The organism is Agrobacterium sp. CG674, assembly GCF_053521645.1.
The window spans coordinates 269,677-294,465 of record NZ_JBNWDZ010000002.1 but is presented as its reverse complement, the minus strand read 5'-3'; the positions used below and the strand labels follow the sequence as shown (position 1 = coordinate 294,465).

Below are 24,789 nucleotides of genomic sequence, written 5' to 3'. Positions count from 1 at the left end.
ATAGAAAGAATTGAGCAAACACGCAAGTAGAGGGCGACATTGCCGCCCTCCCCGCATCAAGACCTCGATTGGTTGGCTCAGGCGCCGGCCGTTTTCTGGCCACTGCCGATCCACTTGTCGCGTTCCCGCCAAAGGGCCGGAAGTGCCAGCATCGCGACACCCACCAGCGCGATAACGGTCTTTTCGATCTGCGTCAGTTCGGCGGTGCGGCCATCCAGATAGTAGATGCCGTAGACAATCGCGACGTGCCAGACATAGACCTGCAGGGAGTGGCGACCCAGAAGCTGCAGGAACTTCAACGACAGAACCCAGATGACCGCAGCAGCGGCTTTCTGCACCAGTGCATTATGGTGCTTTGGGCCCGCAATCAGCAACCATGTAAGACCCACGGCCACAGCCAGGAAGTTGATGAGATAGACAGGGCCGAAGTCGGCACGGATCTCCATGGTGGAGAACTTGCCGAGCATGAATTCCGGCATCAGGTTCCAGGCAGTCGCAATGCGCAGCGGAACGAAGAACAGGCAGACCAGCAGTGCGGCCTTGGCAATCCAGCTGCGCTGTGGCGAGAAGATCTTCGTCCATGCAATCTTGTTCTGCGCTGTCATGGCACCCATCACCAGCGCGGAGTAGAACACCAGCTGCCAGCCAAACAGGTTGAAGCTGACGCGGATGCCCTGCTCGTCAGCTCCCTTTACAAGCTCATTCACAGGGGCGGTAAAGAGTTGCTGCAAGCCAAGCTGGCCAGCCATCCACACCAGAAGCGAACCGGCAACGACATAGGCCCATTTCCCATCCAGGCACAGCTTTACAAGCAACGGCGCAAACACCATGTAGACGATGTACTGCGGCAGAATGTCCATGAAGGTGGGCTGGAACAGGAAGGTCGCAATCGCAGCCAGACGAAGCGGATCGTCAAACGAGGTCATGCCCAGCCAATTGTACCAGATATAGGGCGCGTGCGGGATGACCATGCGCGCAAACAGCACGACGATCACGAGACCCATCGCGTATTTGTACAGCTCCAGTGCCCGGCTCCAGATCATGTCACGACCGGCTTCATAGCCGTATTTCATCATCTTGCGCGCATATACCATGCCAATCAGCAGGCCAGACAGGAACACGAATCCCTGAGCATCCTCAACGAAGGCCAGCTGCCTATGGTTGATCTCCATCAGCCACAGACCGCCAGCAAAGACGAGGTGGTTGATAAGCATGAAAACGAGGAAATAACCGCGCATTCCGTCGATCAGGTCGAAGCGTTTCATCGTGATTGCTCTCCATACTCGCAGGAACCTTTTGAGCCAAGGTCGCCTGATCCGAATGACAGGATGGTTCTTGGGGCACCATCCAAACCTGGATCGAGAACGCGGCTTCAAAGCTACGGTTCCGCCCAAAATGGCGGTTTGCTGTCCGCGTCCGTGTCACATTGCTGTGTCCCGGTCTGGTTAACGGCCCCTGACTGAACGCTGGATGAATGGAAAAAGGCCATTGCGTGGAAGAACTGCGGCAAGCAGAATCAATGGCTTGGCGCTCAAGGCGCTACATTCCCTGCCCTGTAAGGCATTTGCAAAAAATATGGCCGGTGTGGGAGATGCCCGCACCGGCCATAATCATTGTCAGTATATTTTAACAGTGTCAGGCAGCTTCCTGGATCGCGGCAACCTGCCACTCGGCCTTGCCCGAGCGAACAAATGTCCACAACTCGGTCGATTCTTCGGGCTCATGCTCGTTGCCCTGAACGATCTTGCCAGTGTTTCGGTCACGCATCACGTCGATGGCGGAATAGCGCATGGCGACGGTCGCAAAATCCTTGCCCTCTTCGTGCCAGGCCTCTGCAACATCACCCTGCAACAGCGTCACATCGCGCACATCGTTCTTCACGCCGCTGGTTGCGTTGTCGCTCAATTCCTCTGCCAGATAGGACATGGCTTCTGGTGTGGTCAGCTTGCGAAGCGTGCCGTAGTCTTCGGCCGCGTAAGCAGACTGCACATTCTGAAGTGTCTGCTGGAATGTTTCCAGATCTTCCTGGGTCACACCAATTTCGTCACCCTGCGATGCAGCATTTTCATGCGGCACAGCTTTCGGTGCAGCAGCCGCGGCTGTCGCCACGCCCGCAGCTGCGCCAGCCTTCGAACCCATCTGCGGGATCTTGAAGCCACCGAGCCCGCTCTGGTTATTCTGCGGTGCAGAATAATCGTTGCGTGCGGAGTTGTTGCCAGCGCCGCCAAAAGCTGGCTGGCCCTGACGACGAGACTTGAAGAAGCGCATGGCGAGCATGACAAGGCCGCCAATCAGAAGACCCTGGATCAAAAGACCGAAGAAACCGGCCATACCGCCGAAGCCGCCGCCCATGAGCATGCCGAAGAGGCCACCCATCAGCAAACCGCCCATGAGGCCACCCATCATGCCACCAAACATACCACGGCTCTGCGGAGCCGCCTGTGCGTTCGGGCGGGCTGGCTGGGCTGCGCCCGGCTGTGTCGCCTGGTTGGTGTTCGGCGTCATGCTACGGTTAATCGGTGCAGACTGGCCCGGCGCAGTGTTTGTTGTCGGTGGCGCGGAAAAGGTGCGTGTGCCGCGGCTGCCGAACCCGCCGCTGGCGCGTCTTGCCTCAGCCATATCGACAGCAATGAACGATACGGCAATTCCCAGTGCCGCAACCGCAAACAAACCCCTAAAGCGCCTAATGGCAGCAAACATCATCTTCTCCTGTTGCACCGCCCTCCCAATGAGCGGATCTTAAAATGCGATATAGCAACTATGGATCATCATTTTTAGACGCACGGCATAAAATTTTTCGTGATATGCAACCATAGGTAATCATTTGATCGCAAATACAAAAAAACCGGCACAGGATTTCTCCTGTGCCGGGTGATGATAGCAATCGAGAGGCGTGAGGACTTAGTCGATGTTGAAGGACAGCGACTTGACCTGACGGATCGCAGGATTTGCGCGCAGCTTGTCCAGCACCGCTTCGGAAACAGGACCATCGACATAGAGAAGCGCGATCGCGTCGCCGCTTTCCTTTTCACGACCCAGCTGGAAGTTGGCGATGTTGACGCCCGCTTCACCCAGTGTCGTGCCCATGAAGCCGATCATGCCGGGAACGTCGGTATTGGTGATGTAGATCATGTGCTGACCGACATCGGCATCCATGTTGATGTTCTTGATCTGGATGAAACGCGCCTTGCCATCCGAAAACACCGTTCCGGCAACCGAGCGAATCTGGTTCTCGGTCTTGACGGTCAGCTTGATGAAGCCGTCGTAGACACCCGTCTTGTCGCGCTTGACTTCGGAAAGGATGATGCCCTTTTCCTTGATCATGATGGGCGCAGAAACCATGTTCACATCAGAGACCTGCGGGCGAATGAGACCGGCAAGAATAGCCGATGTCAGCGCCTTGGTATTCATGTTGGCGGTCGCGCCATCATAAAGGATCTCAATTTCCTTCGTGGCGCTTTCCTGCACCTGGCCCACAAAAGAACCGAGAACGTCGGCCAGCTTGATGAAGGGCTTCAGGCGTGGCGCCTCATCAGCAGTGATGGACGGCATGTTGATGGCGTTGGAAACGGCACCCTTGACGAGGTAATCCGACATCTGCTCGGCGACCTGAAGAGCCACATTTTCCTGCGCTTCCGTGGTGGATGCACCCAGATGCGGCGTGCAGACAACGTTCGGCAAACCAAACAGCGGGCTTTCAGTCGCGGGCTCAACCTCGAACACGTCAAAACCAGCACCGGCAACATGGCCGGACTTGATGGCCTCGGCAAGAGCCGCCTCATCCACCAGACCGCCACGGGCGCAGTTGATGATGCGAACGCCGGGCTTGGTCTTGGCAAGGTTCTCAGCGCCGAGAATGCCGCGTGTCTTGTCCGTCATCGGCACATGCAGCGTGATGAAATCGGCCTGAGCCAGCAGCTCATCGAGTTCAACCTTGGTCACGCCCATTTCCTGCGCACGCTCTGGCGAAAGGAAGGGGTCGTAGGCCAGAACGTTCATCTTCAGCCCAAGTGCACGCGAGCACACGATGCCGCCAATGTTGCCAGCACCGATAACGCCGAGCGTCTTGCCGGTGATTTCAACACCCATGAACTTCGATTTTTCCCACTTGCCGGCCTGTGTAGAGGCGTCAGCAGCTGGCAGCTGGCGGGCAACAGCAAACATAAGCGCGATGGCGTGTTCGGCAGTCGTGATGGAGTTACCGAAAGGCGTGTTCATGACGATGATACCGCGACGCGAGGCCGCTGGAATATCGACATTGTCGACGCCAATACCGGCGCGACCGATGACCTTGAGGTTGGTTGCAGCTTCAATCAGCTTTTCCGTTGCCTTGGTGGCAGAGCGAATGGCAAGACCATCATAATTGCCAATGATTTCGGCCAGCTTGTCCTTGTCCTTGCCAAGCTTTGGCTGGAAATCGACTTCGACGCCGCGATCGCGGAAAATCTGGACGGCGGTTTCCGACAGTTCGTCAGATACGAGTACGCGAGGTGCCATTGTGTGGGCTCCTTGAAAAGGGTTCAGTCTTGAAAGCGAAAATGCGCGGCCATGCAGTGGCAGGGCCGGATAAAATCAGGCAGCAGCCTTGAAGGTTGCAGCCTTCTGCGTTTCGAATGCCCACTTGAGCCAAGGCATGACGGCTTTCATATCAGCCGTTTCGATGGTCGCACCGGCCCAGATGCGAAGGCCGGATGGCGCATCGCGGTAAGCACCGATGTCGAGCGCCACGTTTTCCTTCTCGAGAAGGGCAACCATGCCCTTGGCGAAATCGGCCTGCGCGGCAGCGTCAAGTGCTGCAACATCCTTGCAGACGATCTTGAGGCAAACGGACGTGTTGGAGCGCGTCTCGTCCACAACTGCCAGATTGGCGATCCAGTTATGCTCGGCTACGAAGTCGAAAATGACCTGCGCATTAGCATCTGCACGCGCCATCAGCGCGTTGAGGCCACCGAGGCTTTTCGACCAAAGCAGCGCATCGATATAATCCTCGACGCAGAGCATGGATGGCGTGTTGATGGTTTCGCCGGTGAAGATACCTTCAATCAGCTTGCCGCCGGATGTCATGCGGAAAATCTTCGGCAAAGGCCATGCTGGTACGTATGTTGTCAAACGCTCGACAGCGCGTGGCGACAGAATGATCACGCCATGGCCGCCCTCGCCGCCCAGAACCTTCTGCCAGGAGAAGGTCACGACGTCGAGCTTGGAGAAGTCCATATCCTGCGCAAATGCAGCAGACGTCGCATCGCAAATGGTCAGGCCCTTGCGATCTGCAGGAATGAAATCGGCGTTTGGAACGCGAACACCCGATGTGGTGCCATTCCAAGTGAAGACCACGTCACGGTCGAAATCAATAGTGGAAAGGTCAGGCAGAAGGCCGTAGTCAGCCTCGATCTTGCGAACGTCCTTCAGCTTCAGCTGCTTGACGACATCGGTCACCCAACCGGCACCGAAGCTTTCCCAGGCAACCATGTCCACGCCACGTTCACCCAGCAACGACCAAAGCGCCATTTCAACAGCGCCGGTGTCAGATGCGGGAACGATGCCGATGCGGTAATCGGCAGGAACATTCAAAACTTCGCGGGTGAGATCAATGGCCTGCTTCAGCTTGGCTTTGCCAACTTTGGCGCGGTGCGAGCGACCAAGTGGTGCGTCGCTCAGGGCTTCCAGCGACCAACCGGGGCGCTTGGAGCAAGGACCAGAAGAGAAATGCGTATTGTTCGGACGGGTGTCCGGCTTCACTATATCTGTCATTTGACTATCCTTCCAGATAGGCGCCCCACGTTAGGGTGGAGTGTCCTGACAGCGTTGCTATTCGCCTCGGTCGTCACAGTCAAGCAAATTATGTCGCTCAAGGCGAAATTCTCGGCCTATCTGCGGCATCCGGTTCCACTTTACAAAACCCGTCGAGGAAAAATCATCCTCTCCACGACCACAGACGAACGAGAGATGTCGACGTTAAAACAAAAACACCGCCCGCATCGTGGCTGATGCGAGCGGTGTTCTGTTCATTCAAAGACAGCTTACTTGTAGACGGCTGGCTGAAGCGGAATGTCGGCTGGTGGGATATACTGAGCGGTATCGCAACCATTGAAGACATAACGGCCACCAACGCGAACTTCGTGCGAGGTCAGACCCTTGTCGCGGCCGGCCGATGTCAGACCGGTGCTGCTGGTGCCGAACATATCGCCACCGGCAATGTGGCGGTAGCGATAGCCAACGTCAGCCTTCAGGTTGCAGGTCACGTCAACCGAAGCACCTGCCATCAGGCCGTAAGCAAAGCGCCAGTCACCCTTGCCTTCAAGGTCGCAACCGCCGCAAGTGGTCAGCTTGTCCCACTTCACATATGCGCCACCGATGCCAGCGCCCAGATAAGGCGTGATACGGCCGTAGGTGCCCAGATCGACATAGGCGTTGGCCATCAGGCCATAAGCGCGCATGGAGGACTCAGTGGAATTCAGGAAAGGCGCCTCGCCCTTGAATTTGGATTTTGCCATGTAATCAAGGGTCAAATCCGTACGGAGGTAGTTATTGATCTGGTAACCAACACCGCCACCAAACAGGAACTCGTCATCCATTGAGGTCTTCGAGAAACTCTGCGAAGCAATTGCACCGCCGACCAAGCGGTCGAATTCAGCGCCACGGGACTTGTTGAAGGAATAGCCAACATCGCCACGCAGATACCAGCCACTGGCCTGCTGGACCTGAACTTCAGGTGCATTGTCGATAAATGCTGGTGCTGGTTCCTGCTGATAAACGTCTGCTGCGAAAGCAGTTTGGCATGCCATCAAAGCAGCGACGACACCAATCAGGCTCTTTTTCATAACGGCGGCTCCATAAGCGGTATGGCACCAGATGCGCACATACTCGAGAACTTGTTCATTTATGAAGCCTGAAGGAAATTGGTTAAATCCCCGTTAAAACATGACCTATTCTGTCTAACTTCGCTAAGAAACTCAGTTAATACTATCTGACTAAATTATAGAACACGCACCGAAGTTGCGATGACAAGCCGGAAATGCGGCGCCTATCCCTCACATCCCACACAACCGGCATAAGCAAGCGGTAATGTTTTGTTACCTAATATTGTTGAGCTTATCACAACAATAGTTCTCTATCATGAGAACAAGCTAAGTTTTGCTGGTTTATATCAAGATTAGGTCAGGCATGATGCTTGATATGACGGGGAATTCCATCCCTCAGCGAGCTCGCCACACAGTGTCGCAGGTCGTTTCAACAGCTGCTCAAGGTTACCATTCGTTGAAAGCGCAAGTGAAGCTCCTGATCGAGTTTTTTGAGATATCCGATCGTGATCCAATTCTGCTTATCGCGAAATACCGCGCGTTTTGCAGACAAATGCCGATCATGTACTTCATTCTCATGTCAAGCACTTGGGCATTGGCTGGCACACACCTATCTGTTGCACCACTTTGGCTCACCATCATCGTGCCTGCGGTTCTAACCGCTATCTGCGCCATCAGGGTCGCCTTCTGGTGGAAGTCGCGCAATCTCATTCCGTCAGCTCATGAGGCCCTTGTCGCTCTGAAGCGGACGCAGAAGCTGGCAGTGGTCATCTCCGTTGCCTTCACAGGTTGGTCGTTCCTGCTTTATCCCTATGGCGATGCCTACCAGCAATCGCATATAGCCTTCTACATGGCGATCACGGTCATATCCTGCATTTTCTGCCTTATGCACGTGCCCTCGGCAGCATTCTTCGTCGCTATTCTCGTCAACGGCACCTTCATCGTCTTTTTCACCGCGACAGGTCAGGCAACTTTCATTGCCATTGCCGTCAATATCCTACTGGTCAGCTTTGGCATGCTGGCCGTGCTGGTGGTCAATTATCGAAATTTCGAAAACATGATCAGCGCGCAGCACAAAACCGAGGCTCTCAGCAACGAGAACCTGCGCCTGGCGAACATTGACAGCCTGACAGAACTTCCCAACCGCCGCGCATTCTTCAAACACCTGGCAGAGGCTTTCACGGTCGCGACAGAAAACAGCACGCGCTTGGCGGTTGGCGTCATCGATCTGGATGGCTTCAAACCCGTCAACGATCTCTATGGCCATTCGTCCGGAGACCGCCTTCTGGTCGAGGTCAGCAACCGCCTCACTGCCAATTTTTCATCCAGCGACATCTTTCTCGCGCGTCTCGGCGGAGATGAGTTTGCCTTCGTGATCTCGGATTGCCCCAGCGAACGATGTGTCGTCAGCGAGGGAAACCACATGTGCGACCTGCTGCGCGCGCCTTTCCACCTTCCTGACGCGACCATCATGATTTCAGGCTCGATTGGCATCGCGGTCTTCCCAGATCTGGCATCCTCCCCGGAAGAGCTTTTTGACCGTGCAGATTACGCTCTCTACAACGGCAAGCGCAGCAAACGGGGCAACAGCACACTCTTCACCGCACTCCATGTGGCAGAAATCCACCGCGATGCCCTCATTGAGCAGATCCTGAAACAGGCTGATCTTGCAAGCGAACTCTTCGTGGTCTTCCAACCCATCGTGGACGCAGCACGCCGCCGAACAACCGGTTTCGAAGCTCTGGCACGCTGGCACAGTTCAGCGCTCGGCAATGTCTCGCCCGGCCAGTTCGTTCCCATCGCTGAGCGCGCTGGAATTGTGAACACGCTAACGCGACCGCTCCTGAAAAAAGCACTGGATGCAGCCTGCAAATGGCCTGACCATCTGACGCTTTCCTTCAATCTTTCAGCGCAGGATTTAAACAGCCCGGAAGCGGTTATAAGCATCATCGCCATCATCGAGACCAGCGGCTTCGATCCTTCACGGCTGGATCTCGAAATCACCGAAACAGCGTTTATCCACGATACGCGGCAAGCCGGACTATCCGTCGAAATGCTGCGCCAGATCGGCTGCGGCATATCGCTGGATGATTTCGGAACCGGCTATTCCAGCTTGACCTCGCTCCACTCCCTGCCGCTGACAAAGATCAAGGTCGATCATAGCTTCGTTCGCGGGATCCAGCAAAACCCGGCCAGCGAGAAAATCGTGCGATCCGTTTTAACGCTCAGCCGCGAAATGGGCCTGGATGCCATTGTGGAAGGTGTCGAGACAGAAGAAGAAATGGCGGTTATCAGCAGCCTCGGCGGCAATCTGGTCCAGGGCTACCTGTTCTCACGCCCCATGCCGGATACAATGATCGAAGGCTTTCTTGCGTCAGAAGAAGAGCGCCAGCAGGAGGTTTATCGCAGGGCGTGAAAGCGCCAGCGCCGAAGCGCTGGCATCTGTTATTATGCGGCAGTCTTTGCATTGGCGATCACGCCAACCAATTCGTTGACGATGCGCTCGACTTGAGCGCTATCGTCACCTTCCGCCATGACGCGGATCAGCGGCTCGGTGCCGGAAGGCCTGATAACCAGACGCCCCTTATTGGCAAGCGCGCTTTCCGCATCGGCAATGGCCTGCTTCACAACAGGATTTTCCAGCGGCTTGCCGCCTGTCGTGCGAACATTCTTCAAAAGTTGCGGCACAGGCTCGAACTTGCGGCAGACTTCGCTGACGGTACGACCAGACCGCTTGACCCGCGCCAGCACCTGAAGCGCTGCGACAAGGCCATCGCCGGTCGTGCCATAGTCTGACAGCACGATATGGCCGGATTGCTCACCACCCACGTTGAAATCGTGGTTGCGCATATGCTCGACCACATAGCGGTCACCGACCTTGGTGCGAGCAAGGGTCATGCCCTTATCCACGAGGAAACGCTCAAGACCCAGATTGGACATGACGGTTGCGACAATGCCTCCGCCGCGCAGGATCTTATCATCTGCCCAGCTTGCGGCAATCGTTGCCATAAGCTGGTCGCCATCGACAATCTCACCCTTCTCGTCAACGATGATCACCCGGTCGGCATCGCCATCCAGCGCGATGCCGATATCGGCGCGGACCTCATGAACCTTTTTCTGAAGCGCGGCGGGGTGTGTCGAACCACATTCGAAATTGATGTTGGTGCCATTCGGCTCGTTGCCGATTGTCACCACCTCGGCACCAAGCTCCCAAAGAGCAGCCGGAGCGACCTTATAGGCCGCGCCATTGGCGCAATCGATGGCGATGCGCAGACCGCTCAGCGTCACATCACGCGGAAGCGTGCGCTTGACGAATTCGATGTAGCGATAAATATCCCCATCCACGCGCTTGGCGCGCCCAATCTCGTTTGGCTTGGCAAGCTGGGAATAGATGTCCTTGTCCAGCAGCTCCTCGATCTCAAGCTCCAGCTCGTCGGAAAGCTTGTAACCATCGGGTCCAAACAGCTTGATGCCATTGTCTGAGAAAGGATTGTGCGAAGCCGAAATCATCACGCCGATATCCGCACGGAGGGACCGGGTCAGCATGGCAACGGCAGGCGTGGGAATTGGGCCAAGCAGAAACACATCCAGACCAGCAGCGGTGAAACCGGCCACCAGCGCATTTTCCAGCATATAGCCGGAAAGACGTGTATCCTTGCCAATCACGACACGATGGCGGTGATGGCCGCGGCGGAAAATGGTGCCCACCGCAATTCCAACCCGCATGGCCAGATCAGGCGTCATTGGAAAGACGTTGGACTGCCCGCGAATACCATCGGTTCCGAAATAGCGACGTGTCATATGAACTCCAGATTTGTCCCGCGCACGACAGACACCCCAATGTCCGCCAAGCTTTCCGGCTAGATGCCATAAAAGGCGCAGCACAGCACGTCAATTACCGCAAAGAGCAAACATATGTTGTTACCAGCTCAGATTCACGCAGGCATACAGCAAAGCAAAAGGGCCGCCCTGTTACGGACGGCCCCTTGATATCAGCAGATTTTGAAGATCAGCGCGGCTGCGGCTCCATGCCGCCTTCCGCTTCACCGTCGCCCTTGGCGTCGGTTGGGCCATCCTTCTTCGCGCCGGTCTTCGGCACAGCCGAACTGCGGCCCGGCGAATCGTCACCCAGATCGCGCGCTGGTTTTTCACCCCGGATCAGCGCCTTGATTTCTTCGCCCGTCAGAGTCTCATATTCCAGCAGGCCTTCCGCAATGGCGACGAAGCCATCGTGGTTTTCGGTCAGAATACGGCGCGCTTCAGTATAAGCTTCGTCGATCAGACGGCGCACTTCCGTGTCGATGGTCTGCGCTGTTGCTTCCGAAACGTTCTTGGACTGCGACACGGAATGACCAAGGAACACTTCCTGCTGGTTTTCACCGTAGGAAACCTGTCCAAGCGCGTCGGAAAATCCCCATTGCGTAACCATCGCACGGGCAAGCTTCGTGGCCTGCTCGATGTCGGATGATGCGCCCGATGTGATGTTTTCCTTGCCGAAGGTCAGTTCTTCAGCCACGCGGCCACCCATCATGATGACGAGACGGGACACCATCCACTTGTAGCTCATGGAGTAGCGGTCGCCTTCCGGCAACTGCATGACCATACCCAGCGCACGACCGCGCGGAATGATGGTTGCCTTGTGCAGCGGGTCAGCCACCGGCACTTTCAGCGCGGTAATGGCGTGGCCAGCTTCGTGGTAAGCAGTCAGCTTCTTTTCAGCCTCGGTCATGGCGGAAGAGCGGCGTTCCGCACCCATCATGATCTTGTCCTTGGCATCTTCGAATTCAGCCATGGTGACAACACGCTTGTTGCGGCGTGCTGCCATCAGGGCGGCTTCGTTCACTAGGTTGGCGAGATCCGCACCAGAGAAACCGGGCGTGCCGCGTGCCAGAACCTTGAGATCGACATTCGGCGCCAAAGGCACGTTGCGAGCGTGAACTTTGAGAATGCGCTCACGGCCGACAATGTCAGGGTTCGGAACAACGACCTGACGGTCGAAACGGCCCGGACGCAGCAAGGCAGGGTCAAGAACATCAGGACGGTTGGTCGCAGCAATCAGGATAATGCCCTCATTGGCTTCGAAACCATCCATCTCGACCAGCAACTGGTTCAGCGTCTGTTCGCGCTCGTCGTTACCGCCGCCAAGACCGGCGCCACGGTGGCGACCAACGGCGTCGATTTCGTCGATGAAGATAATGCAAGGCGCATTCTTCTTGGCCTGCTCGAACATGTCACGCACGCGGCTTGCGCCAACGCCGACGAACATTTCAACGAAGTCCGAACCCGAGATCGTGAAGAAAGGCACGTTGGCCTCGCCCGCAACGGAGCGCGCCAGCAATGTCTTACCAGTACCCGGAGGACCGACGAGAAGCACGCCGCGCGGAATCTTGCCGCCCAGACGCTGGAACTTCTGCGGATCACGCAGAAACTCGACGATTTCTTCCAGATCCTGCTTAGCTTCATCCACGCCGGCAACATCATCAAACGTAATGCGACCATGCGCTTCGGTCAGAAGCTTTGCCTTGGACTTGCCAAAGCCCATGGCTCCACGAGAACCACCTTGCATCTGGCGCATGAAGAACAGCCAGACACCGAGGATCAGGAACATAGGGAGCAATGTACCAAGATAGCTCAGGAAGCCGGACGAACCGTCGCTTTCGGGGCGCGCAACGATTGTCACGTTCTTGCTCTGCAGACGCTCCATCAGCGAATCATCGATGACGGGAGAATAGGTCTGGAAGGCTGTGCCGTTTTCAGTGGTGTAAGTTCCCAGAACCCGGTTGCCGGTGACCGTGACTTCACGCACTCGCCCGGCATCTACATCGCGCAAAAACTGCGAATAGGGAATGTCACGCGAACTCGACTGCGAGGGCGACGTCTGAAACATGCTGAAAAGCGCAATCAGCAACAGTGCGATCACGGCCCACAGGGCGAAATTTCTAAAATTTGGGTTCATTGAACTCCCCGAACTGCAACGGGCAAATGCGTGCCCGCCATTATGTTGTGCCTAACATAAGGACGACAGTTGCCCTTGCCAAGGCAGGTGGGGGCATCAGATGCAATTTGAGGTAAAAACTCTGCGAAAAACCCGTGTGAAATGCGCAAGCAGCGCTAGACCGGGGGAAGCGGAAAGGCTGCGCGGCCAACAAGGCTGGCAATTGCGTTCGCAAGCTTCAGATCAAAGCGCGGCAGAAACAGGTCATAGGGAGCAATCATTCGGCTACATGAGACGTTTCCTGCAGACAATACTTCGCCTTGCTGCCCCTGAAACATCGGCATTGTCTGCCAGGCGCGACGAGCAACCCCCGCAGGAATAGCTGTTACAACACCAGCCCCCTGCGCCTCTTTGCCACAGGGCCGCACGACCATCTCAAATGCAAAATTATTCTTGATCTCGAAGCGCTCGTCCCAGACCCGTGTCTCACCGGCGGGAACCTCTGTCGTTTCGATGCCCCTCTCCTCGCGCACCAGATAAAGGAAGTCTTTCCGGCGGTCGAACATCACCCGCCCGGCCGTTATCTTGCCTGCACCATCTTGCGTGGCGCAGGCCATCACCTTGTCCATGCTCTCAGCCGCCATCGCAAAGCGCCGCCCGCCGACGACGCAGCCAAGCGCTGACAAAGCGTAGCGCAGCGTTGCGGGGTCGGCATTGAGGGCTTCCCGTTTCAACGCAAAAATATTGCCGCCATCCGATATGGCATGGTCTTCAATTAGTTGCGCTGCCTGTTCCGAGAGCTCAGCTCGGTTGATTGAGCGATCAATCAACATCCCGGATGCCTCCTTGCGCATCCGGACACGCTCGTATTTCATGTCGTCATTGCTGGGGTCATCGTACCAGGAAAGCCCCTGCTCACAGAGAAAATCCCTGATATCCTGCCGCGTACAATTCAGGAATGGCCGCAAGATCCAAAGGCGTCGGTCGTAGAGAACGGCGTCCGCCATGCCTGCAAGGCCAAGATTGTCTGCCCGTGTGCTTCGGGCGCTGCGCATGGCAATCGTTTCCTGCTGATCGCCCAGCGTATGGCCGACAACGGCCATGTCAGCACTAATGTCTTGAGCAACCGCCCCTATCAGCCCGTACCGGGCAAGCCGAGCCGCTCCGGAAAGACCGCTCTTCGGCTTGTCTGCATCCCACCCGCGAATATGGTGTGGAATGTCGAGGCGCTCACAAAGACTCCGCACGCCTTGCGCTTCCATGGCAGATTCCGCACGAAGCGCGTGATCGATCGTCACAGCATGAATGGAAATGTCGCTTCTGCCCGCGTCGCGCAAAACGCGATGAAGCGCGATGAGCAACCCGGTGGAATCGCTACCGCCGGAAACGGCGACGAGAAGTGTGGTGGGTTTTGAAATCTTGTCGATGAACTGCCGCGCGGCCAAAAGAGGCGCAATCGGCGTCACCAAGGACGACCTGCCATGACAAGCGGTCGTCACAGCCTTAGCAGCTCAGGCGTTTTTGTTCGCTGGTAACCTTGCCCAGAACGGTCTTGGAGGCGCTGGGGTAACGCTTTGGCACTTCACGCAGGGTTGCGCAGGCCGTTTCTTTGTTGTCGAGAGCAGCCAGTGACATGCCAAGCTTCAAGAGCATTTCCGGTGCCTTTGGCGACTTGCTGTAGGTCTGGTGCGCATTCAGAAACGTCTTGGCAGAATCGGTGAATTTGCCCTGGCTATACTGGGCTTCACCCAGCCAGAAGTTGGCATCAGCAGCCTTCGTTCCCTTGGGATAGCCCTGGATGTACCGCTCGAAACCCTTTTCCGCCGCCTTGTAATCACCAGACAGAACATTGCTGTAGGCAGCCTGATAGATGTCGTTTTCGCTGGTCAGCGCTGCCGTGTTGACGGGATCAGGTCTGGAAGAGCGTCCGGTTTCAACGCCAGGCAACGCGCCAGCGGAGTTGTTAGCACCGGAGTTCAGCGAACCGCCCACGGGCGCCCCACGGGAATCAAGCTCGATAGACCCCAGCGTGGTTTCGCCGGGTGCTGCATTAGCGCGTGGTGGTAGTCCAATGTCGCCACCACCCATTGAAGCGCCGCCCTCGGACGGCGTTTCAATGATGGATGCGACATCGTCCTGAGGACCAGCCGATGGAATGTCGGCTTCAGCCTTCTTCTTTGGCGCAGGTGCAGCGGCCTTGCCGCCCTCAAGTTCCTGGAAACGGAACTCATTGTCTTCCTGTGCCTTGCGTATCGTTTCCTGCATCTGCAAAAGCTGGAAGCTCATTTCCTCGATGCGGCCATTCAGCTGACGGATCTGCTCCTCAAGCTGCTGCACGCGGTAGGTTTCGCTTGCCTGCACATTGATCACGGGTGCATTTTGCGTGTTCGACGTGCCGAAGGCCCCACCTGAACCGAACAACGGACCCGAGACGGCCACGCCGCTCAAGCCGGTGCAGGCTGCAAGCCCCAGCATTCCCGCCACGACAAGTTTCTTCATGTTGCGTCCTGTCTGGTTGATTTGCGCCCCAACGACGCAAAACCGGATTTTTTCCATCTGGCGTCAAAAAGCAACTTAAGTTCGGCCAAACTATGGAAAAAAGAAAGGCGGCCCGAGGACCGCCTGTCAATCATCATCACACAATCGCGAGACGGTTTAGCGAGCGCCACCGAGAACGGTAACCGCACGGCGGTTCTGCGACCAGCAGGAAATGTCGTCGCAAACAGCAACAGGACGTTCCTTACCGTAGGAAATGGTCTTCATGCGGTTTGCAGGAACACCCTGCGAAGCGAGGAATTCCTTGGTGGCAGATGCACGGCGTGCACCCAGCGCAAGGTTGTATTCGCGTGTGCCGCGTTCGTCGGCATGGCCTTCAACGGTGATGGCGTAGTTGGGATAACGGGCCAGCCACTGAGCCTGACGCTGCAGGGTCTGCTGTGCGTCGGCGCGGATCGATGTCGAGTCCGTATCGAAGAAGATGCGGTCGCCGACATTGACAGTGAAGTCCTGTGCAGAACCAGGCGTCGCAGAACCGGCACCGCCGCCAAGGCCAAGCTCGCCAGCGCTGTTCGGCATGTTCTTCTTGTTGGCGCAACCGGCCAGCGCAAGCGCGAGTGTCAGAGCGATCATGGCCGGGTTACGGGCAATTTTCTGCATCGGGCCGAGTGCCGAAGTGTTTGTACGGCTCATAGCCGGTCTCTCCTTAGAAATTCAGTAACGTTGCCAGACAATAACCGAATGCAGTTAATTGCCCCCAAACGATTATGGTTAACAGAAAGGAAATGCCTTATTTTTTGCCCACTCACAACCAGATGCAGCAGAAAATTAGACAGCCCCCCAGGCGACATGCGTAGAAAATATGGAGGCCCGCCCTCAAGCGAACCTCCACAATGGCTATGTTAGTCCAGCAGCGGCGACCAAGCAGGGTCAGACGCAAATGTCGGCGTCTTAATCTGCTGCTCGTTATATCCCGTTAGATCGATGGAGTAGAGCTGAGGACCGCCGGCACCTGCATTCTGGCGGAAGAACATCAGAACGCGGCCGTTCGGTGCCCAGGTCGGTCCCTCATTGTGGAAGCCCGACGTCAGAATACGTTCGCCCGAACCATCTGGCTTCATGACGCCGATGGAGAACTTGCCACCCGACTGCTTGGTAAAGGCAATGAGATCGCCGCGTGGGGACCAGACCGGCGTGGAATAGGAACCGTCACCGAAGGAAACGCGCGTCTGACCGGAGCCATCGGCATTCATAACGTAGATCTGCTGACGGCCGCCACGGTCGCTTTCGAAGGCGATGCGCTGACCATCAGGCGCGTAGGATGGTGCAGTGTCGATGGCGCCAGTGTTAGTCAGGCGTGTCGTGGTGCGCGAGCGCAGGTCCATCGTATAGATATTGGCGTTGCCTTCCTGCTGAAGGCTCATGATGACCTTCTGTCCATCAGGCGAGAAGCGCGGCGAGAATGTCATGCCGGGGAAGTTGCCGACAACTTCACGCTGTCCGGTCTCCAGCTGCAACAGATAAACGCGCGGCTGCTGGCCCTCAAACGACATGTAGGTCACTTCCTGACGGCTTGGCGAAAAGCGCGGCGTCAGAACCAGATCCTTGGTCGTGGTCAGGTTACGAACGTTGAAACCATCCTGATCCATGATCGAAAGGGCACGCTTGCGGTCAGTCTTCGGTCCGCTTTCAGACACGAACACGACACGGGTATCGAAATAACCCTTTTCACCCGTCACACGCTCATAGATCGCATCGGCGATGATGTGAGCGACGCGACGCCAGTTCTCCGGCTGGGTAAAGAACTGCTGGCCGCTCATCTGCTGACCCGCAAACGTATCCCAAAGGCGGAATTCGGCACGCAGGCGACCATCGGCCTCCTTCGTTACGCGGCCCGTGACCAGTGCCTGCGCATTGATGACCTTCCAGTCTTCGAAACGCGGCTGCTGATCGGGATTGCTGATCTTTTCGATGAAGGCATTCTTGTTGATCGGCGCAAACAGCCCCGAACGCTGAAGATCGGCAGCGATAACCTGCGAGACCTGCGCGCCGATACCATCGCCCGACATGAAATCGGTGACGGCGATTGGCAACGGCTGCACATTGCCCCTGTTGATGTTGATTTGAACTTCAGCGCTGGCCGGTGTGACGGCGATGAGCGAAAACAGCATGCCAGAGGCAACCATCATCGCACGCATGAGAGAGAACTTGATCATTGAGACAAGCCTTTCAGCTTCATACAGAAATTTGACATCGAGTTGGGTGGCAAAGTTGTCATCGTTCCCAAAACTGTCGGTTAAATCGCAAACTCAGACGGGTCGAAGTTCAGGACCATCGTGTTCCATCCCTTTTCGCCCTCGTATTTCTCTAGCGGCAGGTTTTTCAGCGGCTGCGACCGGAAGATCGCACGGCGGGCGCTGCCTTCAACGGCGCGGCGCGTTCCCTCTGGTCCACCCGTTGCGGTAATTTCAGGCTGGCCGACGATATTGCCGGATTGATCGAGCGAAACGCGCACAACCACGCGGACTTCCGAAACGCCCGTCAGGCCGGATGCCATCGTCCAGTTGCCTTCGATCTGACCGCGGACATTGTCGATCTCACTCGAACTCAGGCCGGTGCCAATCGTCTTCTTGCCGCCAAGCGACGCCGTTTCGGTCGAACGCTTCGCGCCTCCACCGGATGGAGCTTGCTTGTTCAGTAGCTTAGAAATCTCATCGGCATTGAACTCGCTGGCCTGCGAGTTGGCAGACTTTGCTGTTTCCTGCTTGCGGTCAGCAACCTTCTTGTCGTTAGGCTTCTCATTCGATTTGGCCTGATCGGATGTCTTTTCAGGCGGCTTTTCGGCAGGTTTCTGCTCGGCCGGCTTCTGTTCGGCTTCCTTGGGCGGCTCCGGCTTTGGCTGCGGCGGCGTCGGGCGCGAATTGGGGCGCGGCACATTCGCCGGCACGGGAATTTCAGCCGGTTCCTGATTTTGTGGTGGAGGTTCCTGCGCCTGTTGTTCGGCAGGCGGCTGCGTCGGCGTCGGCGGTGTTGCTATTTCCGGCTTGGGAATAGGAAGCGAAGCCGTTTCCTGCGGCTTGGGCGCAGATGTCTCTTCCTTGACGATATCCTTGACGTCGTTAGGCTTGTTATCGACGACAGGCGCTGGCTTCTCCTGCTTGGGAGGAGCTGCCGCGCTATCATTGTTGTTGGGCTTTTCCGTCGGCGTTGGCGGCGCATCCAGATCAGCGCTGTTGTTGCCGATGTTCTGCGCATTGGCGACGACATCAGGGCGGGTCGTGGGAACGGGGGCAGACTTCTCGGCCTTGGGCGCGTTCTTGTCGCCCTGCTGCATCTGCGTCATCTCTTCCACGGACACGAGTTCCACGGGCATCGACTCAGCCTGGCTCACCTCCAGCGGTGCCGGCGAGCCCAGGGAAACCAGGGCAACAGCCAGCACTGAAGCGTGCACAATCGCAGATGTGGTAATGCTGCCCTTCATCGCTTACGTCAATTATCCTGTTTCTGTTGCGTTACGAGGCCGATATTCTTGAAACCCGCAGCCTGAATACGCGCCATCACATCCGCCACGATGCCATAGGCCGCGACGGAATCTGCACGCACGAAAATGCGCTCATTATAGCCGGTGGTGGCAATTGCCTGCAGCTTGTCGGCCACTTCCACCGCCTGGATCGGCGTTTCCTGCAAATGGATCACGCCATCCGCATTAACCGAAATGGTGATCGGTTGAGTCTCAGAATTCAGAGCACTGGCAGAGGTCTGCGGCAGATCGACAGGCACGCCCACCGTCATCATCGGTGCAGCGACCATGAAGATGATGAGCAGCACCAGCATGACGTCCACGAGTGGCGTCACGTTGATTTCGCTGATTGCGCCACCCTTGCGGCGCCCCCGGCCTCGGCCACGACGTCCGCCGGATCCACCGCCGCCACCGCCTGCTGACATACCCATTGTGTTTACTCCACTCGCTCGGTGACGCGGTTACTGCGCGGCCTGACGTGTCTGCAGCTTCTCATCGATCTGGCGCGAAAGAATGGCGGAAAACTCGTCCGCAAAGCCTTCCATGCGCGCAGAAAGCTTGCCTGCATCGCCTGTGAACTTGTTGTAGGCGATAACGGCCGGAATAGCGGCGACAAGACCGATGGCCGTTGCCAGAAGCGCTTCGGCGATACCAGGTGCCACAACCGCAAGGTTGGTGGACTTGGAACCGGCAATCGCCTGGAACGAGGTCATGATACCGATAACCGTACCGAACAGACCGATAAACGGACCCGCCGAACCGATCGTTGCCAGCGAACCGAGGCGCGCTTCGAAGGTTTCGCCTTCACGCGCCATCGTCACATCCATGGCTCGGTCGATGCGCATCTGCAAACCGATGGGAGACCGCGCACCGCGCTCGAATGATTTCTTCCACTCGCGCATGGCTGCCACGAAGATAGCCGCAAGGCCGGTATTCTGGCGCTCGGCCAGCGTGCGATACAGCTCTTCAAGCGACTGGCCAGACCAGAACACCTGCTCGAACTGGTCGAACTGTCGCTTCGCCTTACCGAAGGCCACATATTTGTCGATGACGATAGCCCACGTCCAGACCGAAGCTGCGAGAAGGCCGATCATGACCAGCTTGACGATGAGGCCAGCCTGCATGAACAAAGCCCAGAGACTTACGTCGTGCGTTGCCGCGGCCAATCCTGCCTGTTCCATAAAAATCCAATCCCCGAATCCAAACGCCCGGTGCATGACCGGGCGATTTAAACGCGCATCAACGTTTGAAGTCCTTCGGCAGTCGCCGAAAACCCCTTGAGCCGTGCCCCGATATGACCATTCAGCCTTCCTTGACTGTAAATTTGGTAAAAGGAAGGCGTGCGGCGCACAAATACCGGATGGTTAAGATAGACTACATTATGGTTAAGAGAGTGTTACGAAATAGGCACGACTAACAGCAACTGCATCATCGGAAATTCTTAACTTAGAAATTTCTCAGCAATCGTCTCCGGCAGACGTCGCGGTCTTCCCTTGGAATTGATCACCGCGATGATCACTTTCGCGACAATAAGCAATGTGTCGCCGCGCCGGATTTCCTGCGCAAGCACCATCTTGGCCCCACCCGCTTTTTCCGTCGTGGTCGTAATGGTCAGAACATCATCCATCCGCGCAGGCGACTTGAAGTCAATTTCCATGCGGTGAACCACGAAGACAAGCCCCTCCTCATCCGCAGTCAGAAGCGCACTCTGCTCGCAGCCCAGACACCGCAGATAATCCGTGCGCCCGCGCTCAAGAAAATGCAGATAGCGCGCATGATAAACGAGACCCGAGAAATCCGTATCCTCGTAATAAACCCGCTGCGTCAAACGATGGCCGTGTTCGATGAGTTCGCCAGAGAGGGATACGGTCAGCTCAGTCATTTGTCGTCCAGATTGCGATCATCCCAGACGATATGCTGGGTCGTGACGGGCAGATTTTCGATCTGTCCCGCGATAAAATAGGGTGGAATATCCAGCTGCGTCAAGGCTTCGGTTGTCGCCCTTGCCCAGCGAAACTCCAGCGGGTACTTGCCGTCCTGCATGCGGTGGACGATATCTGCTTCGTGGAAGGGGAATGTCTCCGGCAATTCCATCAGGTAGTAAAACCCAAGCTCGTGCCAGTCCTTGCCTTCGTAGTGGTAGAAGTTCTCAACCACCCAGAGCAGGCGCCCAACCGTTGCTTCAACGCCAAGCTCCTCCACCATTTCACGTGCCAACGTCTCCTTAGTCTCCTCACCCATTTCGGCGCGACCGCCGGGGAAACTCCAGAATTTCTCGTGTGTCGCCCGGTGGACCAGCACGTGGCCATCGCGAAAGGCAATGCCTGCTACCCGCATCTGGAAAAGGCGCTTCGGCTTGAATTTCATGCGTATACGGAGGTCTTCAGTCATGCGCTTCTTCCAGAAAAAGGAGGTCAGGTTGCCGCGAGCCTACGCGTTTGCGCCTGCTTTGCGAACCCCGCATTGCCAGTTTCAGCATAAGCCCCGTATCGTCAGGCCTTTTCCAGTTCCGAATGGCTTTTCAAAACACGCCCACCGTCTTCCTGCTCAATCAGGTAGGCGGGCTCGTCCTCACTGGCTTTGCGCTTGATAACTGAACCTTCGATCTTGCGCTCGACATCTTCGGTAAAGCTCTCGGCCACCTTGCCTTCGCCCTTGCCGGAACCCCATTTCCACTGAACTTTGGTGCCCTTGCGAAACTTTGTCATCACACGCTCCTTGCCAAAAAGAGAGCAATGGCCAGAGCTGCCGATGGTTCCTCAGGCTTCGCCCAGGTCTATCACCACGATTTCGGGCGGAGACAGGAACCGCACGGGCGCGATGGAGCAACCAAGTCCACCGGACACGACAAGATGCCGGTCATTCTCCACCACATGGCCGTAAACGAAGCGCTCTCCATAGCGCGATGGCACAGCCGGACGCCAGCCGAAGAGATTGACCTGTCCGCCATGGGTATGGCCTGAAAGCGTCAGCGACACACGGTCCGGTACCTTCACGAAAATATCTGGCTCATGCGCCAGCAGAATGACCGGCGCATCGTCGCTCACCTGCGCAAGCGTGCCGGACAGATCGTCCAGACCGATCAAGCGGCCTCCGGTCTTGTACGCCCATTGGTCTTCCACCCCGGCGATCCAGAATGGATTGCTCTCAGTGCCACAGCGCACAGCCTTGTTGGAATGAACCTGAATGCCCACCGCCCGCAGTGCCTGATGCGCCACCGTTTCCTTCAACCGCAGCCGTTGCGCCTCAACGTCCTGCCACCAATCATGGTTGCCGCACACGGCGTGCACGCCTTGCGGTGCCTTCAAACCCGAAAGCGCCTTTGCCCAATCTTGCGGCTCTACGACACCCGTCACCAGCTTCATGCCCGACATGTAGTCGCCCAGCAGCAGCATCACATCGCCACCCAGAGTATTGGCGTAATCGCAGATTTTGGCTATCCGCTCTGCCGGCATCCAGGGCTCGCAAGCATGAAAATCGGCAAGCGCCACGATGCGCAGGGTCTGGCCCTTTGGCCAGCCGGGCGGATTGATGCGGTAACGGGTGGTGGAAAGCCGCGCCAGCGGCTCAATGCCACCCGCATAGGCACCGAGAGAAACCAGTCCCGCCGCCATTGTCGCAGCAGTCTTGAGCAAGGCACGGCGGGTGATCACAATCAATCGTCCTCAAGAGACATGCGGAACTGTGCCGCTTCGATATCCTTTGGCGGCTGCATACCAAGATGCTTCCACGCCGTGCCGGTCAACACCCGTCCCCGCGGCGTGCGCTGGATGAAGCCCTGCTGGATCATATAGGGCTCGATAATGTCTTCGATGGCATCACGCGGTTCCGACAATCCGGCCGCGATTGTCTCGATGCCGACAGGCCCACCGCCGAAATTCACGGCAATCATCATCAGATAGCGCATATCCAGCTGGTCGAGACCCATATTGTCCACCAGCAGCCGCGTCAGCGCCTCGTCAGCAATCTGGCGCGTCACGGATTCAGCCCGCGCCACTTCCGCAAAGTCACGTACGCGGCGCAACAGCCGCCCGGCGATGCGCGGCGTTCCGCGCGAACGGCGGGCAATTTCGCGCGCGCCTTCTTCCGTCATCGGCAGGCCCATGATGCGGGCACCACGGCGCACGATCAGCTCAAGCTCCTCGACGGTATAGAAAGACAGGCGAACAGGAATGCCGAAGCGATCGCGCAGCGGGTTGGTCAAGAGCCCAAGCCGCGTGGTGGCCGCCACCAGCGTGAATTTCGAAAGATCGATCTTTACCGAACGTGCCGCTGGCCCCTCGCCAATAATCAGGTCGAGCTGAAAATCCTCCATTGCCGGATAGAGAATTTCCTCCACAGCCGGGCTCAGGCGATGGATTTCATCGATGAACAGCACATCGCGCTCTTCAAGATTGGTCAAAAGCGCCGCCAGATCGCCCGCCTTGGCAATGACAGGACCGGAGGTGGACTTGAAATTGACGCCAAGCTCCTTGGCCATGATCTGCGCCAGCGTCGTCTTGCCGAGGCCCGGAGGCCCGACGAACAGAACATGGTCCAGCGCCTCGCCACGGTTCTTCGCAGCCTCGATGAAGATCTTGAGGTTGGCACGCGCCTCTGCCTGACCGGTAAAATCATCCAGCGTCTGCGGCCGCAGCGTCGTATCAATATCTTCGCCGCGCTTTTCCGAAGAAATCAGCCGTGCCGCGTCGCTCATGTCAGATATTCCATTCCGGGTATTTGCTTGGCGTTTTTACCATGGCGCGCACTAGCGCGAAAGCTCCTTAAGCCCCAGCCGGATCAGCTTTGCACTGTCGCCACCCTCACCGCCATTCTTCAGCGCAGCAGCCACGGCATTGGCCGCCTGGTCACGGGAATAGCCAAGGTTGGTCAGCGCGGAAACAGCATCGGCCACCGGTGCCGACGCTACGCCTTCGCCCAACTCCTGCTTGAAACCGATGGAGCCGGAGGCGTCTCCCGCAAAGGCGGGTGCCTTGTTGCGCAACTCGGTCACGATACGAACAGCCACTTTCGGCCCCACACCCGGAGCACGCGAGACAACGACCTTGTCCTGCAACGCGATGGCATTGGCAAGTTCGGATGGCGTCAGGGTAGACAGCACGGCCAGCGCCACCTTGGCGCCCACGCCCTGAACGCTCTGTAGCAGGTTAAACCATTCCCGTTCCAGCGCCGTCATAAAACCGAACAGCCTCAGCTGGTCTTCGCGCACATAGGTTTCGATGAAGAGAACAACCGCTTCCCCCGCAGAGCCCAGCCGAGACAGGGTGCGCGCCGAGCAATAGGCCACGTAGCAGACGCCGTGCACATCGACGACCACATGGTCATCTGCGATTTCATCGATGGTGCCTTTGAGTTTTCCGATCATGGTAACGCCTGTGAAAAGAGGAAATCAGCTTGCTGCCAGCACGCGGCGCATGCGCTCGCTTGCCCGGTTGTGGGCGTGACAAATGGCAATGGCAAGCGCATCTGCCGCATCATTGCCCTTGAATTCGGCCTTGGGCATCAAAATCTTGAGCATCATGTGAATTTGCTGCTTCTCGCCATGGCCCACGCCGATCACGGCTTTCTTGACGGCATTGGGCGCATATTCGGCAACCGGCAGACCGGCACGGGCCGGAACCAGCATGGCGATGCCACGGGCCTGCCCCAGCTTCAAGGTTGCCACCGCATCCTTGTTGACGAAGGTCTGCTCAACAGCCGCCTCATGTGGTTGATGCGAATGAACGATCTCCGAAAGACCATCATGCAACTGGCAAAGGCGCGATGCCAGGTCCATGTCGCCATCCGACGTGACAGTGCCGGACGCCACGAAACGCAGGCTGTTGCCCAAGGTCTCGATGATACCCCAGCCCATTCGCCGCAGCCCAGGGTCTATCCCGATAATTCGAATCGCATTTTGCATATGGCATCCTAACGTTGCGGCTCGAAACCTGCCAGCGATAAGTGAACAAAACGACAACATTGATCTCAAAAGCGCCTTGGCCGTTGCACGAGTTTTTTTGATCCATCGTTCAATTCGCTGCGATTGGGCTGGCAAA

Annotated in this window: 22 protein-coding genes; 1 reads left to right on the top strand and 21 read right to left on the bottom strand. The window is 57.0% G+C overall.

Going from position 1 to position 24,789, the window contains the following annotated elements; all coding sequences use genetic code 11:
- Window positions 1–77: 77 nt before the first annotated feature.
- The 5 genes from ACQZ51_RS06580 to ACQZ51_RS06560 all read right to left on the bottom strand — a co-directional run bounded on the left by ACQZ51_RS06580 (window position 78) and on the right by ACQZ51_RS06560 (window position 6,821).
- Window positions 78–1,265: an OpgC family protein gene (locus ACQZ51_RS06580; RefSeq protein ID WP_448776102.1), complete on the bottom strand. Its 1,188-nt coding sequence runs from the start codon at window positions 1,263–1,265 to the stop codon at window positions 78–80.
- Window positions 1,266–1,635: 370 nt separating this feature from the next.
- Complete coding sequence (locus tag ACQZ51_RS06575; RefSeq protein WP_448776101.1) at window positions 1,636–2,700, bottom strand: Tim44 domain-containing protein; 1,065 nt, start codon at window positions 2,698–2,700, stop codon at window positions 1,636–1,638.
- A 201-nt stretch (window positions 2,701–2,901) separates the two neighbouring features.
- Complete coding sequence (gene serA, locus ACQZ51_RS06570; protein WP_448776100.1) at window positions 2,902–4,497, bottom strand: phosphoglycerate dehydrogenase; 1,596 nt, start codon at window positions 4,495–4,497, stop codon at window positions 2,902–2,904.
- A 75-nt stretch (window positions 4,498–4,572) separates the two neighbouring features.
- Window positions 4,573–5,751: a phosphoserine transaminase gene (locus tag ACQZ51_RS06565; protein WP_448776099.1), complete on the bottom strand. Its 1,179-nt coding sequence runs from the start codon at window positions 5,749–5,751 to the stop codon at window positions 4,573–4,575.
- Window positions 5,752–6,020: 269 nt separating this feature from the next.
- Window positions 6,021–6,821, bottom strand: a complete 801-nt coding sequence (locus ACQZ51_RS06560; RefSeq protein ID WP_448776098.1) for an outer membrane protein — start codon at window positions 6,819–6,821, stop codon at window positions 6,021–6,023.
- A gap of 556 nt (window positions 6,822–7,377) precedes the next feature.
- Here ACQZ51_RS06560 and ACQZ51_RS06555 point away from each other — a divergent pair.
- Window positions 7,378–9,216, top strand: a complete 1,839-nt coding sequence (locus tag ACQZ51_RS06555) for a putative bifunctional diguanylate cyclase/phosphodiesterase (RefSeq protein WP_448776097.1) — start codon at window positions 7,378–7,380, stop codon at window positions 9,214–9,216.
- Between the two features lie 32 nt (window positions 9,217–9,248).
- Here the strand turns inward: ACQZ51_RS06555 and glmM are convergent, their stop codons facing one another.
- The 16 genes from glmM to ruvC form a co-directional block, all read right to left on the bottom strand.
- The gene (glmM, locus tag ACQZ51_RS06550) at window positions 9,249–10,601 is read right to left on the bottom strand and encodes a phosphoglucosamine mutase (protein WP_448776096.1); all 1,353 of its coding nucleotides are present in this window, start codon (window positions 10,599–10,601) and stop codon (window positions 9,249–9,251) included.
- A 208-nt stretch (window positions 10,602–10,809) separates the two neighbouring features.
- Window positions 10,810–12,756 carry an ATP-dependent zinc metalloprotease FtsH gene (gene ftsH, locus ACQZ51_RS06545; RefSeq protein ID WP_042617514.1) on the bottom strand — a complete coding sequence of 649 codons (1,947 nt, stop codon included), beginning with the start codon at window positions 12,754–12,756 and terminating at the stop codon, window positions 10,810–10,812.
- Between the two features lie 155 nt (window positions 12,757–12,911).
- Entirely contained in the window at window positions 12,912–14,201 is a 1,290-nt protein-coding gene (tilS, locus tag ACQZ51_RS06540) for a tRNA lysidine(34) synthetase TilS (protein ID WP_448776095.1), read from the bottom strand.
- Window positions 14,202–14,238: 37 nt separating this feature from the next.
- Entirely contained in the window at window positions 14,239–15,234 is a 996-nt protein-coding gene (gene ybgF / locus ACQZ51_RS06535) for a tol-pal system protein YbgF (RefSeq protein ID WP_042617786.1), read from the bottom strand.
- Between the two features lie 156 nt (window positions 15,235–15,390).
- Complete coding sequence (gene pal / locus ACQZ51_RS06530; protein ID WP_448776094.1) at window positions 15,391–15,924, bottom strand: peptidoglycan-associated lipoprotein Pal; 534 nt, start codon at window positions 15,922–15,924, stop codon at window positions 15,391–15,393.
- A gap of 209 nt (window positions 15,925–16,133) precedes the next feature.
- Window positions 16,134–17,447: a Tol-Pal system beta propeller repeat protein TolB gene (gene tolB, locus ACQZ51_RS06525; protein WP_448776093.1), complete on the bottom strand. Its 1,314-nt coding sequence runs from the start codon at window positions 17,445–17,447 to the stop codon at window positions 16,134–16,136.
- A gap of 80 nt (window positions 17,448–17,527) precedes the next feature.
- Complete coding sequence (locus tag ACQZ51_RS06520; protein ID WP_448776092.1) at window positions 17,528–18,712, bottom strand: hypothetical protein; 1,185 nt, start codon at window positions 18,710–18,712, stop codon at window positions 17,528–17,530.
- Between the two features lie 8 nt (window positions 18,713–18,720).
- Window positions 18,721–19,182, bottom strand: a complete 462-nt coding sequence (gene tolR / locus ACQZ51_RS06515) for a protein TolR (protein ID WP_042617518.1) — start codon at window positions 19,180–19,182, stop codon at window positions 18,721–18,723.
- Window positions 19,183–19,212: 30 nt separating this feature from the next.
- Window positions 19,213–19,932 (bottom strand): protein TolQ, encoded by a 720-nt coding sequence (gene tolQ, locus ACQZ51_RS06510; RefSeq protein ID WP_042617787.1) that lies wholly within the window; start codon window positions 19,930–19,932, stop codon window positions 19,213–19,215.
- 260 nt (window positions 19,933–20,192) lie between these two features.
- The gene (gene ybgC, locus ACQZ51_RS06505; protein WP_448776091.1) at window positions 20,193–20,633 is read right to left on the bottom strand and encodes a tol-pal system-associated acyl-CoA thioesterase; all 441 of its coding nucleotides are present in this window, start codon (window positions 20,631–20,633) and stop codon (window positions 20,193–20,195) included.
- On the bottom strand, window positions 20,630–21,142 hold the full coding sequence (locus tag ACQZ51_RS06500; protein WP_448776090.1) for an NUDIX hydrolase: 513 nt from the start codon (window positions 21,140–21,142) through the stop codon (window positions 20,630–20,632). Before ACQZ51_RS06500 ends, ybgC begins: the two co-directional genes overlap by 4 nt.
- Before the next feature lie 101 nt (window positions 21,143–21,243).
- Window positions 21,244–21,459, bottom strand: a complete 216-nt coding sequence (locus tag ACQZ51_RS06495; protein WP_448776089.1) for a DUF2945 domain-containing protein — start codon at window positions 21,457–21,459, stop codon at window positions 21,244–21,246.
- A gap of 51 nt (window positions 21,460–21,510) precedes the next feature.
- Window positions 21,511–22,404, bottom strand: coding sequence for a metallophosphoesterase (locus ACQZ51_RS06490; RefSeq protein WP_448776088.1), 894 nt, complete (start codon window positions 22,402–22,404; stop codon window positions 21,511–21,513).
- Between the two features lie 2 nt (window positions 22,405–22,406).
- On the bottom strand, window positions 22,407–23,447 hold the full coding sequence (ruvB, locus tag ACQZ51_RS06485; RefSeq protein ID WP_042617521.1) for a Holliday junction branch migration DNA helicase RuvB: 1,041 nt from the start codon (window positions 23,445–23,447) through the stop codon (window positions 22,407–22,409).
- A 51-nt stretch (window positions 23,448–23,498) separates the two neighbouring features.
- Entirely contained in the window at window positions 23,499–24,116 is a 618-nt protein-coding gene (gene ruvA, locus ACQZ51_RS06480) for a Holliday junction branch migration protein RuvA (protein WP_042617522.1), read from the bottom strand.
- A gap of 24 nt (window positions 24,117–24,140) precedes the next feature.
- Window positions 24,141–24,653 (bottom strand): crossover junction endodeoxyribonuclease RuvC, encoded by a 513-nt coding sequence (gene ruvC, locus ACQZ51_RS06475; RefSeq protein WP_042617523.1) that lies wholly within the window; start codon window positions 24,651–24,653, stop codon window positions 24,141–24,143.
- Window positions 24,654–24,789 lie beyond the last annotated feature (136 nt).

Bases quoted from the DNA above. Each gene is read 5' to 3' on its own strand.
- ACQZ51_RS06580 (WP_448776102.1), bottom strand. From the start codon at position 1,265: ATGAAACGCTTCGACCTGATCGACGGAATGCGCGGTTATTTCCTCGTT.
- ACQZ51_RS06575 (WP_448776101.1), bottom strand. From the start codon at position 2,700: ATGTTTGCTGCCATTAGGCGCTTTAGGGGTTTGTTTGCGGTTGCGGCA.
- serA (WP_448776100.1), bottom strand. From the start codon at position 4,497: ATGGCACCTCGCGTACTCGTATCTGACGAACTGTCGGAAACCGCCGTC.
- ACQZ51_RS06565 (WP_448776099.1), bottom strand. From the start codon at position 5,751: ATGACAGATATAGTGAAGCCGGACACCCGTCCGAACAATACGCATTTC.
- ACQZ51_RS06560 (WP_448776098.1), bottom strand. From the start codon at position 6,821: ATGAAAAAGAGCCTGATTGGTGTCGTCGCTGCTTTGATGGCATGCCAA.
- ACQZ51_RS06555 (WP_448776097.1), top strand. From the start codon at position 7,378: ATGTCAAGCACTTGGGCATTGGCTGGCACACACCTATCTGTTGCACCA.
- glmM (WP_448776096.1), bottom strand. From the start codon at position 10,601: ATGACACGTCGCTATTTCGGAACCGATGGTATTCGCGGGCAGTCCAAC.
- ftsH (WP_042617514.1), bottom strand. From the start codon at position 12,756: ATGAACCCAAATTTTAGAAATTTCGCCCTGTGGGCCGTGATCGCACTG.
- ybgF (WP_042617786.1), bottom strand. From the start codon at position 15,234: ATGAAGAAACTTGTCGTGGCGGGAATGCTGGGGCTTGCAGCCTGCACC.
- pal (WP_448776094.1), bottom strand. From the start codon at position 15,924: ATGAGCCGTACAAACACTTCGGCACTCGGCCCGATGCAGAAAATTGCC.
- tolB (WP_448776093.1), bottom strand. From the start codon at position 17,447: ATGATCAAGTTCTCTCTCATGCGTGCGATGATGGTTGCCTCTGGCATG.
- ACQZ51_RS06520 (WP_448776092.1), bottom strand. From the start codon at position 18,712: ATGAAGGGCAGCATTACCACATCTGCGATTGTGCACGCTTCAGTGCTG.
- tolR (WP_042617518.1), bottom strand. From the start codon at position 19,182: ATGGGTATGTCAGCAGGCGGTGGCGGCGGTGGATCCGGCGGACGTCGT.
- tolQ (WP_042617787.1), bottom strand. From the start codon at position 19,932: ATGGAACAGGCAGGATTGGCCGCGGCAACGCACGACGTAAGTCTCTGG.
- ybgC (WP_448776091.1), bottom strand. From the start codon at position 20,633: ATGACTGAGCTGACCGTATCCCTCTCTGGCGAACTCATCGAACACGGC.
- ACQZ51_RS06500 (WP_448776090.1), bottom strand. From the start codon at position 21,142: ATGACTGAAGACCTCCGTATACGCATGAAATTCAAGCCGAAGCGCCTT.
- ACQZ51_RS06495 (WP_448776089.1), bottom strand. From the start codon at position 21,459: ATGACAAAGTTTCGCAAGGGCACCAAAGTTCAGTGGAAATGGGGTTCC.
- ruvB (WP_042617521.1), bottom strand. From the start codon at position 23,447: ATGAGCGACGCGGCACGGCTGATTTCTTCGGAAAAGCGCGGCGAAGAT.
- ruvA (WP_042617522.1), bottom strand. From the start codon at position 24,116: ATGATCGGAAAACTCAAAGGCACCATCGATGAAATCGCAGATGACCAT.
- ruvC (WP_042617523.1), bottom strand. From the start codon at position 24,653: ATGCAAAATGCGATTCGAATTATCGGGATAGACCCTGGGCTGCGGCGA.